This window comes from Streptomyces sp. NPDC028314, assembly GCF_055565795.1.
In genome coordinates this window covers 24,369-26,601 of record NZ_JBVHTP010000028.1, presented here as the reverse complement: position 1 = coordinate 26,601, position 2,233 = coordinate 24,369, and the positions used below count along the sequence as shown (strand labels likewise).

The following is a 2,233-nucleotide window of genomic DNA, read 5'->3' as shown; positions in this document are numbered from 1 at the left end:
TTCGGCCACGGGCGGCTTTTTCTGCCCTTCGGGCAGGCGCTGCGCGCCGGGCCCTTCAAGCGCCCTTCGGGCGCGGGCCCGCCCCTGCGGGGCCAAGGAGCCGCCTTCGGCGGCCGGAAATGGACAGCCGCAAGCGGCTGGGGTCCGCCCCTTTAAGCGCCCTTCGGGCGCGGGGCGGACTAATGGACAGCCGCAAGCGGCTGGGGTCCGCCCCTTTAAGCGCCCTTCGGGCGCGGGGCGGACTAGCGGAAACGCCGCCCCCTGAGTGGCCTTCGGCCACGGGCGGCTTTTTCTGCCCTTCGGGCAGGCGCTGCGCGCCGGGCCCTTCAAGCGCCCTTCGGGCGCGGGCCCGCCCCTGCGGGGCCACCTGCCGACGCGGATCCGGTGACTGACTGGACGCGAAGCAGAAAAGTAAGGCAAAATTAGCGAAATCGAGAGGTTGGTGCTCTCGTGTCCCCCAACCCTGTGACGCGGAAGATCAGGGGCGGACGGCCAGTCCAATGACAGTAGTACTGGCCGTCCTATGCCCCCTGGCCCCAGGCCCTTCAACAAGCCCATATCCAGGAAGGCACTGCACACGATGGTAGACGACACCTAGCTCGCCGCGACCTGCGCCCTCGACGGCCCTGTGACCCTCCGCGCCGGCGACCAGGCCAGAGCCGCCCCCGTTGTGTCGTCGATGCCCCCGTCCCGAGCACCGTGCGCCCGCTTGTCGGCGGGCGGGATGAACCGGGCTAGGCCCTGCCGGGGAACGGGTCGTCCTCAGGGCCGGCAGCATCGCGCCAGCCACGAGACCGACCGAATCCGGCGCACAGTGGGAACACGCATGCCGCAGCGGCCCGGGGGACGTCTACGACAAGACGACGCGTGGAGGGGCCTCGACGACGAATGGGCCCCCACAACACTCATAGACCACGGAGAACTCCCCATGACCACCTTGGACGGACACCGCGTACTCACCAGGAAGGAGATCGCCGACACCTACGAGCTCAGCATCACTCACTTGGAGAAGCTGTACCGCGACCGCGAGCACAACGGCCACCCCGAAGCCGTCGGCACAATCGACCGCGCACTGGTTTGGAACGCCACCGACTGGCACCAGTGGTACGAACGCCACACCGACGTGACCGCACTGGAAAGCCGCACAGATCTGCACGACCGCACCGGCCTCGGCCTGAGCACCCTCGCACGCCTGTGGAAGGACCGGAAATCCAACCAGCACCCTGAGCCCGAGAAAACCATCGGCAACACCATGTACTGGAACCCGGACGCATGGGACATCTGGTATCAGAGCTACAAAACCAACCAGCAGTGGCGCACCACCGTCGACCTCAGCGGGAACCCCGAGGACCTCATCTCACTGTCCGACGCCGCCCGAATCCTGGGCATGGAACCCACCAGCGTCACGAAATACCCCGCGACGCCGCCGAAGCACTGGCCCGCACCAGCCGAGGAAAGGACGACGGACAAGGGGTTCATCAAACGGAAGTACCGGCGCGGCGACATCTGGACCTACGCCGAACGCCGCGAACGCGGAGGCGGCCGCCCCACCGGCCCCAAAACAGACCGCCGCTACCCCTACGACGGTGACCCCCGCCTCGAGCAAGCCCGCACCGCGGTCAAAGCCAACCCCCAAACCCCCGCAACCCAACTCGCCGGCCAGCTCGCCCGGGAACACGGCGGCACCGCAGGCACCTGGTCCCACATCATCCGCAGCGCACAACAACACCCTGAGGACTGACCCGCGGCGGAAGCAGAGGGTGCTTACGCCGTAAGCACCCTCTGCTTCCGCCCCCCTTGTCCTCGACCGGCCGGTCCTGGCCGCCCCCAAAGAAGCAGCACCCCCAGGTGGCGATCATGGATCACCCGAAAAGTGCGGCGGTGACCCCCAGCCTCGATCCCGCCCAGGTCCGAGCCCTTCCGGCTGGCGCAACGCCAAACCAGAGCCTGACGGGGGCTTCCCTCGGTCGGTCGGGCAGCGTCAGCCGACCGTCGGTTCTGTGGGGGGTGCCAGGATCGCGCAGCGACCGCGTAGCGGCTTGTCCTGGCACCCCCCACAGGTTCGGCGGTAGCCCTCCGGGGGCCCGACCGACCGAGGGAAGCCCCCGGCCCACCCACCCCTACCCCACCGACCGGCAGCCGACCGACAACCCAGGCCCCCTCGGGAGTGAGGGCCCGCCGGAGGCGTCCTTTTTCCGCTGGAACGGAACCATCCGCACGCCGGGACTTGGGC

Annotated in this window: 1 protein-coding gene; it reads left to right on the top strand. The window is 68.8% G+C overall.

Going from position 1 to position 2,233, the window contains the following annotated elements:
• Nucleotides 1–928 precede the first annotated feature (928 nt).
• A complete protein-coding gene (locus ACZ4TG_RS37970) occupies nt 929–1,741 on the top strand; it encodes a hypothetical protein (RefSeq protein WP_468172977.1) in 813 nt (270 codons plus the stop codon).
• Nucleotides 1,742–2,233 lie beyond the last annotated feature (492 nt).

Excerpts from the sequence above, each read along its gene's own strand:
- ACZ4TG_RS37970 (WP_468172977.1), top strand. The coding sequence starts at position 929 with ATGACCACCTTGGACGGACACCGCGTACTCACCAGGAAGGAGATCGCC.